At 59.7% G+C, this 13,250-nt stretch carries 8 protein-coding genes and 1 tRNA gene; 4 read left to right on the forward strand and 5 right to left on the reverse strand.

Annotated features, from left to right (window positions below; translation table 11 throughout):
* Positions 1–20: 20 nt before the first annotated feature.
* Positions 21–1,046, reverse strand: a complete 1,026-nt coding sequence (locus E0502_RS09585; protein ID WP_137677795.1) for a peptidylprolyl isomerase — start codon at positions 1,044–1,046, stop codon at positions 21–23.
* A gap of 301 nt (positions 1,047–1,347) precedes the next feature.
* Between E0502_RS09585 and E0502_RS09590 the strand changes: the two genes are divergently transcribed.
* Positions 1,348–1,438: transfer RNA gene (locus tag E0502_RS09590), tRNA-Ser, on the forward strand.
* A 297-nt stretch (positions 1,439–1,735) separates the two neighbouring features.
* Here E0502_RS09590 and E0502_RS09595 read toward each other — a convergent pair.
* From E0502_RS09595 to E0502_RS09605, 3 genes are all read right to left on the reverse strand, one after another.
* Complete coding sequence (locus E0502_RS09595) at positions 1,736–2,329, reverse strand: helix-turn-helix domain-containing protein (RefSeq protein ID WP_137677796.1); 594 nt, start codon at positions 2,327–2,329, stop codon at positions 1,736–1,738.
* A gap of 69 nt (positions 2,330–2,398) precedes the next feature.
* Positions 2,399–2,971, reverse strand: coding sequence for an HD domain-containing protein (locus E0502_RS09600; protein WP_204517950.1), 573 nt, complete (start codon positions 2,969–2,971; stop codon positions 2,399–2,401).
* A complete protein-coding gene (locus tag E0502_RS09605) occupies positions 2,949–3,503 on the reverse strand; it encodes a hypothetical protein (RefSeq protein ID WP_137677797.1) in 555 nt (184 codons plus the stop codon). Before E0502_RS09605 ends, E0502_RS09600 begins: the two co-directional genes overlap by 23 nt.
* A 170-nt stretch (positions 3,504–3,673) precedes the next feature.
* Between E0502_RS09605 and E0502_RS15115 the strand changes: the two genes are divergently transcribed.
* On the forward strand, positions 3,674–3,778 hold the full coding sequence (locus tag E0502_RS15115) for an AlpA family phage regulatory protein (RefSeq protein ID WP_161593751.1): 105 nt from the start codon (positions 3,674–3,676) through the stop codon (positions 3,776–3,778).
* A gap of 406 nt (positions 3,779–4,184) precedes the next feature.
* Here the strand turns inward: E0502_RS15115 and E0502_RS09615 are convergent, their stop codons facing one another.
* Positions 4,185–4,808, reverse strand: coding sequence for a helix-turn-helix transcriptional regulator (locus E0502_RS09615; RefSeq protein ID WP_161593752.1), 624 nt, complete (start codon positions 4,806–4,808; stop codon positions 4,185–4,187).
* 278 nt (positions 4,809–5,086) lie between these two features.
* Here E0502_RS09615 and E0502_RS09620 point away from each other — a divergent pair, with 278 nt between their 5' ends.
* Together E0502_RS09620 and E0502_RS09625 are read left to right on the forward strand one after the other, a co-directional pair.
* Positions 5,087–8,581 carry a YadA-like family protein gene (locus E0502_RS09620; protein WP_137677800.1) on the forward strand — a complete coding sequence of 1,165 codons (3,495 nt, stop codon included), beginning with the start codon at positions 5,087–5,089 and terminating at the stop codon, positions 8,579–8,581.
* 653 nt (positions 8,582–9,234) lie between these two features.
* Positions 9,235–12,765, forward strand: a complete 3,531-nt coding sequence (locus E0502_RS09625; RefSeq protein ID WP_137677801.1) for a CHAT domain-containing protein — start codon at positions 9,235–9,237, stop codon at positions 12,763–12,765.
* The last annotated feature ends 485 nt before the right edge of the window (positions 12,766–13,250 follow it).

A 13,250-nucleotide genomic window follows, 5' to 3' on the forward strand; every position in this document is an offset into this window, starting at 1 on the left:
CCTCGCAATGACGAGAATCATCAATCTTCGACCGCGCGCACCGGCACGGGGATATTGCAGATATCCGCCCCGCCAGCGGGCACGATAAAGAACGGATCGCGCCGATTGGCCCGCACATCGGCATAGCGGGCGAAGGTCTCGCTCTCGGTCGAGAGATACTCGAATGTCGGCTGCTCCGCCTTAGGAACGTCGCTCGCTACGCGTACGGTCAGGATCGGGGTGCGCTTGTCGAATTCGTCCTCGGCATAGAAGCCGAGATCTCCCTTGCCGCGCGGCAGGGAGGATAGGTGCTCCATCCCCTCGATTATCCGCCCGACCAGCGCAATATTCCGGTCGAGATGCCGCGGCGCGTGACCGATTACGGTGTAGAGTTCGGCGCCCGAACCGGTGTCCGGCGAATAGCTCCGCCCGACGCCAACCATGCCGTAGCAGTGGACGGGCCATGCTGAGACCTCATTATGATCGAGCGCAATGGGCCATCCCTCAGCCAGCATGTTCTGTCGGGCGTATGGATCGTGCATCATTGATGATTCCAGGTCGTCGTAGTCGCTGGTGCCATTCAAACGGTTTTCGAGGTGTTTGTCGAATTGCTGAGCCAATTTTTCCTTTATGATCGGGTTGAATGGGCTGATATCGTACTCACTCTCCTCCATCACCCGTAGTCCCTCGGGCAACGGCTTCGTCTCTCCGCTTGCCTCCGGATTGTCGTAATTGGGATCGCCCCACTGGACGACGTAGTTGTCCTGCACCCGGTTGACGCTGATGGCGTCATACCATTTTGCGCGGGCGAGGGTGCGGATGTTCTCCACCCAGCCCTGGCTGAACGGCGCGGCCATCAGCTGGATCACCACTTGGCGCGCATTGCCTTCGGCATCGGGGGCGAGCGTCATCACGAGCAAATCCTCCGCCGGGATGGCGACCCAGTCGCTCGCCGTGGCCTCGGCCACGATCTGGCCGGGCGATGGCTCGCCCTGCGGTTCTTCCTGAGCGAATGCCGATGTGGTGAGCGCGAGCGTGGCGGCGAGCGAAAGCAAAGGTTTGATCATGCGGTAACAATGCCAGCAAAATGTTTGCTGCGCTACTGTTCTGCTGCCCCTGCGCGATGTGCTGGATATGGGCGGAGGTGCCTGAACCCGATCGAGAATCAAAAGCCCCTTTCCGCGCAAATAGGGGGGCGAAAAGGGGCTCTGTCGGCGGCGTTCGCAGGGAATGCCTATCCGCGCAGCGCCGCCGTCAGCGGTGCGTCTACCATAGGCGGACGAGTCGCCGGAAATTCTTTGCTGCAAGCCACCTTGCGATACGCCCCTTTCGCCGCTAGACGCGCGCCTTCTGCCAAGACAGGCATGCGGAGCGGTGGCCGAGTGGTCGAAGGCGCACGCCTGGAAAGTGTGTATACGGTAACCCCGTATCGTGGGTTCGAATCCCACCCGCTCCGCCACCCCCCTGTTTCAAATTGTAGCATCGTGTCTCAATCGGACGTGACACCCCAATCAGTTGGGCAAATGGTTGTCTCATGGTGTGTCTTAATGAGCCACGCGAGGGCCGGAATCTGCGGGTAACATTGCGGGTAACATCACCAGCCAAAGCCAAGTTACCCGCATCTGGAAATGACAGTCGCTCAAATGGCTGTAGGTGCGCAAAGCCATGCCTAGACCAAAGGACAATAAGCCGGCAGCTGCGGGCATGTCCGTTCTTCTTTTTCTCAGAATCACCCGACGCCTTCGGGCGGGTTCCCTCATAAATCACAACCAACGAAAACTGCACGTCCTAACACGGCCAGCGGTTCGGCCCCGATTTTTGCGTCAACCCGCCCAATCGTCAATGACTCAAGGATCATTTCGTGCTGATCGAAGCGATAGCAAGCTGGGTACTCGTCCCCGCGCTCCCCGACGTCGGCCAGATAGGTCTTGCCGTCCTCGAGCTCGCGCTCTTGCGGGGCGACGATGATGGACCCGCCATCGCCAGCGATCGAGGGACAAAGCCCATGCTCGCAGCGCAGCGCAAACAGGTCGCCCTTTATATGATCGGGAACGGCAACGCTGCCCTTGGTATCTGCGCGGCGCCATTCGCGCGCTTCTTTAATGTCGATGAAGCTCACGATGCGACCGCTTTGACCTCCGCCTAAAAAGATTTCGCCCGGCTCCACCCCGAGCGCCGATGCAATCTCAATAATATAATCCGCAGAGAGAGCCATGCGGCCCTTCTCCAACTTGCTGATCGTCGACGCGGTAAGCTCCGAAGGAATGGCGGCGCCAAGCGCCTCCAACGAAAGTCCCGCCGCTTTCCGCAACTCCTGAATGCGATTCCTCGCGTATGTTCTTTGGGTCATTCGTTTCTCCAAGACAGTAGAGTTTTAGATTCTCGACACTGGGGTCTCAGCCGGTAAACCTCGGAATGACTATCCCATCTCTGCGATGCTGGCGGCATCCGAGTGATCAGCCCATTTTGTGACCTCCGAGGCGAAGGTCGCGTCCAGATTGGCATTCACCCCAGCGCAGCCACCGGCGACCATTTCGGCAAACTGGATGTATGCGCCCACGCGCGCATCGTCCCAGTCCGGAGGCGGTGCCTTCAGGTCGCGCAGGTTGGCGAGCTTGTCTGCGATCTTGATCAGCTTTGCATCGTCGGACTTGCTTGGCGCCTTGATCACCTGGAGCCTCTTGCGCTCAAGCTTGGCGAGGCTCTTGTCATCAGTCACCTCGAGCACGAGGTCGCACACCCGTTGGCCGAAGGCGTCGACCAGTTCATCAGGCGTGGTGTTCGTGTCTTCGATGGTGTCGTGAAGAATCGCCGCCATCAAGACTTCGGTGTCGTCGATCCCGGCCTCGCTGAGGATGCGGGCAACCTCCAGCGGATGATTGATATATGGCGTGGCGTCCAGGTCCTTGCGACGCTGGTCGCGGTGCTTGTTTGCAGCAAAGCATGAGGCATCGACCAGACGCGCGGATTCAGCCATTTTCTCTTTGACCACAGTCGTTCCTTTCTTTCAGGTCCTCGATGATGTCATCGATCAGGTGAGCGAGATCGAGTTCTCGCTCGATCGGTCGGTCCTCGAGCAGGTTTGCTGTCTCGAGCACGCAACGGGTCCATTCGGGGTCTCGCTTGAAGCGCGCGAAGCATTTGCGGTCCACGAACTCGACCCACTTTTGAATCTCGCGGCCACGCTGCGCTTCGAACAGGTCGATCTGTTGGTCGAACGCTATCTCGCGATACCCGGCACAGAGCCGGGACCAGGCGAGGTGGAAGTTGGCGAGATCCAGCGCCGACCTGTCGAAGAGACTTTCAGGCGGCAATGCGTGGGGCTTGATCAGCGCAAGGACGTAGACATACCGGTCGCGGCACAACCAGATGAGCTCCTTGAGGTCTGCCTCGGCGGATCGCTTCTGGTGGAACGCGAACTCGTCATGGCTGATCGAGTGGTCTGAGACATGGAGCTGCTGTGCGGGCAGACCCACGAAAGTGCCGTGCACCGCCATGAACTGGTTCGAGGCAAGCAGGTTCATCGGCCGTCTCCCAACAAGACACCGAGCCTTCGCACCGCAGGTCGGAACCCAGCAGAGCCATCGGCTCGGGTTCGTAACTGCATTTCATTTTCATGAAGCGTCGGGATCAAATCCCAACAATTGAAAAAGCTATCATGCTTGGCAGCACGTGCAAGCATTTTTTTCGTCAGATGTTTATTAAGATTGTCAGCCTAGGCGGCTCGGCCGTGGCCTGGCGCACGAGCGAAGTGGCGAAATGGATGGAAGATCTCGAAGGATGGTCGGCCAACGAGTAACCAAGCACCATCATTTGCGAGCAACTTTGCGGGCAACTTCTCAGCAAGGGCGGCGGGAATCGGCGGATTTCCGCCGTTTCTCTTTGGGGTTGTGATGGCCTCCTGCTCCGCCACTCCCTTGCTTCAAATCGCCGCACCTCGTCCCAGTGCGATATGGCGGTTACGATGATCGGGATTTTTGTGTGTCTCATGAAGTGAGGAGCAGCACCAATGCGGCCACAAGATTCTACGGCTCACAAGTCAATGAGTGTCGTTCAGCCCAGCCAAATGTCCCGCTTCCGATGGTGTGCTGGACCGCTGAGGGATTCGCGTGCGTAGATCGTTAAGCCGTGGCTCAACGATCAAAAGCTGACCAAGCGGAATGGACTCGTGTCGCATATGCAAGCCAAAGGCTCAAGGATCCGCTTCAAAGCAATCCAAAGCGGTGTGCTTTCGCCACAGCTTCGGCGGGCGTTGCTGCGTCCAGCTTCCGGCGCAGGTTTCCGAGGTGGAGGTCGATCGTCGGCACTGCCAAATTGAAGCTATGCGCGATCTGTGCGCGCTGCATCCCCGAAGCCAATGCGCGCAGCACTTCCCGCTCACGGCTGGTCAGATCGTATGAAAATCCGTCCATCTGGGCGAAAAGTCGGCACAACATGGTGTCGATGAAAGCTCTTGCGGCGATGGTCAGGTCGCGCATGATCCGGTCGGACCTGTGCACCCACTCGCGGATGTTCAAGAAAACCAAGCCGGTCAGTCGCCGAAACCGCTCGCCTCGCAACCGCAGGGTTCGGCCGATGAAAGCATTGGGTCCACTTCCCTCGCCAGATTGCGAAACTCGCGGGAGCGAATCAAGCGCCATTAGTTGCTCCTCGCTCGCGAGCGCCGCTTTGCGCATCGAGAAACGATCGGGCGGTGGGCCCTTGCCGAGCCATTGAATCTGCTGCTCGCCGGATGCCCCGTCCCCGATGCCCGCGAGTCCGGCCAGTTCGACCCCATGGTGGCACAGGTAGCGGCGAAAGGCGCGCAGGCAGAGCTTTGTGCGACGCACCGGGTTGGCCTCCGCCGCAGCAGCATACAGCCTGTCCAAAAATTCGTGAATTTGAGGCCTTGCCTCTTCCATCGTAAACTCCCCCTAAGCTCACGACCCGTCATGGTTCTGTTCTCGTTATCTCTATAACTTCTTATAGATTGGCAGCTTTTGTCAATCCCGTCAGCCTCTTCCGACGACGCGCATGTGCCGAATCGGGTCGAATCTAACCGTTTCGACAAAGGTCAATGGCCTGACACATCGGCCTCGACGACGCCATAGATGGGGAGATCGATACAATGAGAAAAGCAAACTGGCTCGCTGCCACCGCCGCAAGTGCGATGGCCATCGCAATGGCCTCTGTGCCTCAGATGGCGCAGGCCGAAGAGTGCTTGTTGGATGATTTCGATGACGATCTTGTCGGGGAAACCGCGCGACCAATCGATACAGACGGCGGTGCCGACTCGGGAGGGGCGCCCAATACGCGCGACCCGAATAATAATGACTCGCTGGCTTGCGGGGTGCAGGCTCGGGCAAATGCCGATCGAGCGACTGCTGTCGGTTTCAATGCTCGCGCCACAGGTGCCATTTCGACTGCAATCGGGGCGAACTCGCTCGCAAGCGGTCTGCAGGCGCTTGCAATCGGCCACAACACGACCGCCACCCAACGTGATGCGACCGCCGTCGGGACATCCGCGGACGCGACAGCTGAAAGTGCTACGGCACTTGGTGCAGCGGCTCTGGCAAGCGCGAACGGCTCAACCGCAGTAGGGCGATCAGCCAGGGCCGAGAACCGCGAAGCAATCGCGGTAGGTTTCTCAGGGAGAGCAACTGGTGATGGTGCGATCGCCATCGGTTTCCAATCTTTCGCCTCTGCTGCCTACGCAACGGCGATTGGCTATTGGGCACGGTCCGAATCAGCTGACGCGATTGGTATTGGCCAGTCGGCGGCTGCACGTGGGGAGGGTTCAGTAGTGATTGGGTCAGCGGCAAGTTCGAACCCAAATGCCAATTCTTCCGTTGTTGTCGGTCATCGTGCCCTGTCTACGGTAAGCGGCGGAACGGCACTAGGCGGCGCGTCATTGGTAAATGCAGCGACCGGAACAGCGGTCGGTTTCGACGCCAAGATACTGGCTGGGGGCGTCAATTCGGTGGCGCTAGGTAACGATTCACGCACGGACCAGGCATTCGTCGTCTCGCTAGGACGTGCAGAAAGTTCGCCAGGGGCCGGTGACGGCTTTACCCGTCGCATCGTAAATGTATCCGACGGAGTGGATGACACAGACGCGGTTACCCTAGGCCAGCTCAACACCGCGCTTGCCAGCGTTTCTGGTGGAGGCGCAGACCAGGGCGGCGATTATTTCGTCGCCAACAGCACCGGGCCTGCTGCCGCGGCTACAGGCGTTGATGCCATCGCAGCCGGGGAAGCCTCCGTGGCTAGCGGCGATGATGCCGTGGCCGTTGGCGGCGCAGCGGTCGCATCTGGCCGCGCATCCACCGCGCTTGGCCTTTCGGCTGATGCGACAGGGGTATCTTCTACGGCGCTTGGCGTTAACGCGAATGCCAGCGATGACAACGGGCTCGCTGCCGGCTCGTCTGCTGAGGCAACTGGCGCAAACTCTACCGCGCTGGGTTCCTTGTCGGTGGCAAGCAACAATCTGGCCACGGCCGTAGGTCGTCAAGCGTCCGCGTCAGGTGTCGAGGCAACGGCATTGGGCGCAGGCACGACTGCCTCTGGCGAAGCCTCTATCGCGGTCGGCCCAGGTGCAACTTCGTCTGGGTCTGGGTCGTTTGCCGGTGGCCGCGGGTCCTTCGCGACCGCAGATGCCGCGACATCGCTGGGCGTTTTCGCCAATGCCGGCGCCCAAGCGGCAACCGCCTTGGGCGGTGGCAGCAACGCTTCGGGAATTGCCTCAACTGCAGTCGGCAACAATGCGAATGCGTCGGGTGCCCAAACGATAGCGTTGGGCAACTCCGCCGCCGCGTCGACGGACAATTCGATTGCGCTGGGCAATTCTGCCAATAGCGCGCTGATCAACAGTGTGGCCATTGGTTCGAACGCGAGCAACACCCAGTCGGGAACTGCGCCCTTCGGAAACAGTGTTGCGGTTGGCGCTTCTGCCCGCACGACCGATACGAACGCAACAGCAATCGGGGCTTCCGCAGTCGCGGGCACGCAGGGCACTGCGCTTGGCCAGCGCGCCAATGCCAGCGGGTTCAACTCTACGGCGGTGGGATTTCTGGCCAACAACGGAGTGACGGCTGGATCGCAGAGCGTCGCTCTGGGCGTCAATTCGAGAAGCACGGGCACAAATGCAATAGCAATTGGCAATCAAGCCAATTCCAGTGGTGTGATCAACTCTATCGCCATCGGTGCCATTGCGAAGGCGTCGGCCGAGCAGGCCATGAGCATGGGCAATGCGGCTGATGCTTCTGGCTATGGTGCAATCGCCATCGGCGGCGCGGGAAATGATGGCGATTTCATTGGAGCAGTCGCCAGCGGCGAAGCGACAATTAGCCTTGGCCTCGATGCGCTGGCTTCAGCGCGCAATGCATTTGCGGCGGGACGGCGAGCCACTGCAGCCGGAGCAAACTCCATTGCACTTGGCTTGCTCGCAAACGCCGGGGGTGACAATGCTGTAGCCGTCGGCGGGCTTGCTAGCGCGTCCGGGATTCGATCGACTGCGTATGGCTTCAATGCAAAGGCGACAGCGATTGACTCTGTCGCAGTAGGTTCACTGGCCAAGGCGACGGGCAGCAATGCCGTCGCCTTGGGCTTCCGTGCCGAAGGTGCAGGGCTCCAATCCATCGCGGTGGGTCCCCGTGCGAAGAGCTCCGGCAGCCGTTCTTCTGCCTTCGGCTACGATGCAGATGCAAGCGGCAATAACAGTGTTGCGATCGGTGCGTTCTCTACCTCGGGCTTCCTCAACAGCATGGCCCTTGGCTACCAAGCCACGGCGAGCCGAATGAACCAGATGATGTTCGGCACCTCGAGTTACACTTACACCATGCCGGGTCTGCCGACTGCCAATTCGAACAACCAGCAGACCGGCTCGCTGTATTATGTGACCGTCGATAGCGCGGGGAACCTGGGCTACACAGCGATCCCAGCGGCGGCGCCCTCGATGTCGGGCGGCGAAAGTACGACTATGAGCGCATCAAGCAGTTCGACAATGACCGCTCCTGCCAGCACCGCAATGTCGATGATTCCCAGTAGCGCGATCCCGTCGATCACTGCGACCAGCAGCGATGCTGCGGTTGGCTTTGCCGCTGGCGAAGCAGTGATGGCGGCGCCGACGGCCGAAGGGCTGCAACAGAACCAGAAGAGGCCGGCGCAGGCGGCCATGCTGGACGAGAACCAAGTTATTGCCGAGCCGCCAAGCGAACGCAGCTTCGATGCGGGAACGCGGCAAGCGGTTCGCTCGAACACCGCAAGCCTTGCTGCACCCGGCGCGCCGCCAGTTGCGGCCGTAACTGATGCACAGTTCTCGGCCCTGTCGAGCCGTGTGCTGACGCTGGAGAACCGCGTTGACCAGCTGGACTTCCGGATCCAGGAACTCGACCGCGCGATGAGCGGTGGCGTGGCTGCGGCTATGGCCTTCGGCGGAACGATGGTGGTGCCGGACAGCACCTTCTCGATCAGCCTTAATGCCTCGACCTACCAGGGTGAGCAGGGCTTCTCCGGTGCTATCACAGCACGTGCCGGCGAGCGGATCTACATTTCTGCCGGGGTTGCCGGTTCGACGGTGAAAGACACCACCGGTGGCCGCGTAGGCGTCGCTTTCGGCTTCTGACGTCAAGCAATGGGCTCAAGTTGGGCGTCTTGGTTTGCAGCCGATTCGCCCAGTTTGTCTTGCCAGAGCAGCTTCGGTTGCTTTGCCTGAAGCTGGCCAATCCGGGTGCTCCCGTCGATCTGTGCCTTCCCTGCGCAAGTCAGCTTGGGTGGCTCGGGCGTGGCTTGGTGCGCGAGCAAGGCGGGGAAATAAATCGAAGATCCCGAATAGTGGACGTTAAAAGAATAGTCCAAGCGCCGCACATCTGCGGGTAACATTGCGGGTAACATCGCAAAGCGGGCGGCGGGAGTCGGCAGATTTCCGCCGTTTCTCTTTGGGGTTGTGGCGGTCACCCGCTCCGCCACTTTTCACCAATTCACCCGCAATTGTGCCACCGACGGCCTCGGCCGGTATCAGCGCGATCGCCGAGTGGGCTGCTGCTATGATCCTGAAACCAAGTTCAACACCAATGGGCTGCATGTCCAACCCTATGACTTAAGCTACGGACTTCGTCCCCTGACTTTAGGAAGTTAGTCTTTCGTTCTGGTCGGTGGACCTCAAGACTTGCGAGCGTTAGGCTGCAAGTTGGGCGGAATGATGTGGGGGCAGGCATAGTGAATAAATGGGCGCTAGCAGTCCTTGTGGCATTGATTGCGAACTTCGGGCTTTCATCCATGGCCAATGCATCAGGCCCGATATCGCCCTATTCCTATGGCAGCGAAGTCGGGGATTTCGAAGAGGCGATCGCGATTTTTGCTGAAACGCTGGACGGGCTGAAGCGCAAGTCGATCGAAGAAAGCACTCGGAACCGTGCGGTGCCATCTGATGAGCCTTACGAAAGCTCATTCAAGAAGCGAGAGCGTTTCGAGGCGACCCGCGCCTTCGGCATACAATACCTTAAACTGCTCGCGCTTGCGGATTATGATGGAACCGACAAGCACACCCTGCTGTTTTCAGGCTCTGCCGATATCATCGTGGAGAAGCTCAAAGAATTCGCTGTGCCTCGCAAGGATGCGGAGGACACCGATACAATCTACAACCCGCTTGTGGCGGAACTGGTGCTGGAGATATCACGCCAGCGGCTGACGGCTGCGCAGCAGCCCGGAGAGGTGGAAACCGCCTTGCAGGATGCAGTGGCAGCCCTGGCATGGCTTGGGCGTAGCGAACAAATCGAGCCGATGCTGGCCGAGCATGGCCGATCGCTGGAAGAGCTGGCGAATTCTGACAGCGCAGCCGACCGCGCGATGGTCGAGTCTGCTCTGGAGGCATACGACGCATCGGACGATGTCGATCAGGCCAACCGGCTGGCGATGATCCGGTTCGAGAAAATTCCGGCTTCTGACGAGGATGCGCGTTTCGAGCTGCTGGATGCCATCGAGAAGCGACTGCTCGGCGCGGACCGCAAAGCCGATGTCATCACGCTCTGGTCGCAAATGATCGAGCGCGGAGTCGTGCCAGCACCTATGGTCGAAGGGTATCGCGCTTACATTGGTGTCCTGCTGATAGATATCGAACGTTTCAACGAGGCCGAGCCGGTCTTCCGGTCGCTGATTGATAATTACCCCGATAACCCGAACGGTTACTATCAGCTGGCTCGTATTTTTAAGGCCCGCGGCGATCTCGCCGGTCTGAAGTCCGTGCAGGAGAAGTTCCCGCACATTCGCGAGCTTGCAGCGCTGAGAGCAGAAAAGCTCTTTGAATCCGGCGCGGCAGGCGAAGTCAGTGATGCGATTTCTGTCTACGAGACTGCACCGAGCGTTGTGAAGTCGGTCTATGACGAGTTTTTCACCTTCGGTGGCAAAGCCGACTGGCTGTCACTTGGCGCGGTGATCGACCGTGCGCAGGAGGGAGCATCGAATGCGAGCGATGTTGAGAATGCGATAATCCGCTTCAGCTCCGCCGGCGTGAATGAAGCGGTAGATCTTCTCCGCCCGATCTACCTTTCGCAGCCTGAAGCAAAGTCGGGGGAGGAGATTGACGCAGTCATCGCGGAATGGCTGGAATACGGGGAGCAGAACAGGAACCGTCCAGGCCAGACGCCGCGCGGTTTCGATGGGGACACCAGCAATCAGATTGGCGAGCTCGCATCAATTTCGCGCGACGGCTTACCACCTTCGATTCCCATGCGGGTGGTCTACGAGCGTCTCGACAACGCGCTCGCCAGGAATGCGCGTGCCCCCCATCCGATCTACTCGCGGACAATCTCTTTGGGCTGGATCGTTGCCCAAGTGCGCAGGGAATGGACCAAGGCACTCGAGCTGGAACGCCTCGCGGTGGATGCCCGTCCCGAAAATCCTTATGCGGTCAAGGAGCGGGTCGACTTCTTCGAGCGGTGCCCGACCACTGTCGCATCCTATCGCCGGTTTGAACCCGAAGGCACCTTGTTCGCGGACTTTGCCGAGTGCGATTACACCACTTACGACGCGGGGCTGCCGGCGGAAAGCATGGCGTTTCTGGCGCTACAGCACGGCGCTTCAATGGATGGCATCCTTGAAGCGCTGCAGCAGCAGGAAAATCGCCGCGAGAGCGAGCCCCTCGACGTGTTCGTCGCCTGGCGCGCGGGTGAGAAAACTGCTGATCCGGCACGGCAAGATTTCGTTTTCCGCGAACTACAGGAAGCGATGCTGGGGGAGGCCGGAAATGCGGTGATCCGAGGAGCTGCGGCGCGGATTGCCGCGCGGATCGACCCCGCACTCGTCGACGCCATCGACACATTTACTGCGCTCTCAGAAGATCACAATCGTATCGGCGACCCTGTTCCTCCTCCGACAGACAACTCGGCCGAAGCGCTCGAGCGCCGCCGTCAGGAAAATCGAGCCGCCCGCGAGATTCGCGACAATCGCAAGGCCCGGATCGACCAGCTTGAAAGCGAAATCCGATCAGCCTTTCCGCGCTACTTTGACTTCATAAAGCCGCGTGCGCTCAGCATCGAAGAAGCGCGCGACAAACTCTCTGACGATGAGGCGATCGTTGTCATCTACCCTGCGCAAACCGAAGTGCATGTGCTGGCGATAAGCAAGACCAATAGCCAGTGGCACGCGGTCCCCTATGCCACGATCGAGCTGTCCCGCGATGTCCGCAGATTGCTGTGGGATGTCGGTTCACCGGGAAATTATTCGCAGGAAGAAAAGGATCGCTGGGCGGCCGATGCCGGTCCGGGTTGGCCATTCGAGCGGTCGTTGGCTTTTAAACTCTACGACCGGATTCTCAAACCTGTCGAGGGGGTTTTCGAAGGCAAAACGCGCTTGTTCGTTTCCGCTTCCGGTTGGCTCGGTTCGATGCCTCTGGGGATGCTCGTGACCGAGGCGCCGAACGGGGCCGACAACGATCCCGATACCCTTCGCAACACCGCATGGTTGGCAGAGGAAATTGCCATCATCAACCTGCCTTCGATCGCATCGCTGAGATTGCTCGATGAAGAGGATGCAGACCCGTCGCAGAGCGACTTCGCTCTTGCCGGCTTCGGAGATCCACTTTTGATCGGGGAGGCGGTTTCTCGGGGGGTGCTCAATAATTCGCGGAGCGGCGCGGGTGTGGTCCGCTCAGCCAAGGTCAACGACACCAACCTTCCCTTCGTCGAGCGCTTGCGCAACCTGAGCCGTTTGAAGGGAACCGAGCGCGAGCTCAATGCGATCAAGGAGGCGCTTGGCGCAAGTGAGGAGGACGTGAAGCTGCAGGAACGCGCGACTGAACCATCGGTGCGCGATGCAGACCTGAGCGATGTATCGATCCTCGTCTTCGCGACACACGGAGTCATGCCGCGCGAGATGGCAGGCCTTGATGAGCCGGGTTTGGTGATGACCCCGCCTCTAACCGCGAGCGAGGCCGATGACGGCTTTCTCAGCGCATCCGAAATAGCAGCGCTGAAACTGGACGCCGACTGGGTGCTCCTTTCAGCCTGCAACACCGCCGTGGGTGGGAGTGGAGCTACGTCGAACCTGACCGACGCATTCTTCTTTGCCGGAGCGCGCAGTGTGCTTGCAACCCACTGGTATGTCGATGATGATGCCGCCGAAGCGCTGACGGCTGCAACCTTCCGTACTCAGAAAGACAACCCTCGGCTCAGTCGTGCCGAGGCCCTTCAGGTCGCAATGCGAACCGTGCGCGACAACACGGATCTCGACGATAAAGCGGATTTCGGCGCGGCAAGTTGGGCGCATCCACGCTTCTGGGCCTCGCATAGCATCTATGGCGACGTCGACTGAAAACGCGACCCACTCAGAGACAAGTTACGATTAGACTGACAGCCCCGCCACCTATCAGATGCACAGAACCAAGCGGCGTATTGCCCGGCCGTTATGCACCGATTGCCCTGGAGCCTGGATTTCCGCCCAATCGATTATTAGGCGGAGAAAATTCCAAAGGTCATGGCTTCCAATTCAGTTGTGTCCGTTCCGTCCCAAAGTCACTGACCAGCGCATCCATGCCTGGCCGTATCGAGGGCAAAGTCGGATGGCCGCACTATGGACCCATGTGCCGATACCCTCTGATTGGCGCTCAAACCGTCGTCTGCCTGAGCTGGTGATAGCGCCATGACCGGCGTTGCAGCCGAGCACACGCCGAATGTGCCAATTGAAAAAGCTCCGGCATTGGAGTGACGGCGAAAGATTGCATCATCCCGCCGTTAGCAAACGATTGCCAATTCCACGCGAAACAGGCAATCTTGCAGCGCTATCGTCAATGGGGGGAC

This window comes from Parerythrobacter lutipelagi (genome assembly GCF_005434975.1).
GTDB lineage: Bacteria > Pseudomonadota > Alphaproteobacteria > Sphingomonadales > Sphingomonadaceae > Parerythrobacter_A > Parerythrobacter_A lutipelagi.

Coding starts and splice junctions, on each gene's coding strand:
- E0502_RS09585 (WP_137677795.1), bottom strand. CDS start 1,046: ATGATCAAACCTTTGCTTTCGCTCGCCGCCACGCTCGCGCTCACCACA.
- E0502_RS09595 (WP_137677796.1), bottom strand. CDS start 2,329: ATGACCCAAAGAACATACGCGAGGAATCGCATTCAGGAGTTGCGGAAA.
- E0502_RS09605 (WP_137677797.1), bottom strand. CDS start 3,503: ATGAACCTGCTTGCCTCGAACCAGTTCATGGCGGTGCACGGCACTTTC.
- E0502_RS15115 (WP_161593751.1), top strand. CDS start 3,674: ATGTTTATTAAGATTGTCAGCCTAGGCGGCTCGGCCGTGGCCTGGCGC.
- E0502_RS09620 (WP_137677800.1), top strand. CDS start 5,087: ATGAGAAAAGCAAACTGGCTCGCTGCCACCGCCGCAAGTGCGATGGCC.
- E0502_RS09625 (WP_137677801.1), top strand. CDS start 9,235: ATGGCCAATGCATCAGGCCCGATATCGCCCTATTCCTATGGCAGCGAA.